Below are 252 nucleotides of genomic sequence, written 5' to 3'. Positions count from 1 at the left end.
AACAACAATAGAATGCCCCACGGTATTCTTTTTGCATCTTCCCACACCAATAAACGTGCTGATTGTCCGCTTTTAGCCGGTAATAAAAAGAGAAGAAGGCCAGCCATAATAGCAATTATTGTATCGTTTAACGTCGGGAACCACTTGGTTAACAAGAATGTCCGTGTCACCCAGCAAAAAGCGGTAAATAAAAATACAGCAAGAATTAACTTCTCTTCAAAGCTTGGCTTGCCTAACAGCTTTTTCTCCTTC

1 protein-coding gene is annotated in these 252 nt (G+C 40.5%); it reads right to left on the bottom strand.

The window, feature by feature from the left end; genetic code table 11:
* Positions 1–252: anion permease (locus LKX83_RS32700; RefSeq protein ID WP_227887447.1), on the bottom strand; the 252-nt coding region annotated here is incomplete at both ends.

Origin of the sequence: Cohnella baijiui (genome assembly GCF_020731285.1) — a bacterium.
GTDB lineage: Bacteria > Bacillota > Bacilli > Paenibacillales > Paenibacillaceae > Cohnella.
This window is presented reverse-complemented; position numbering and strand designations above follow the sequence as displayed.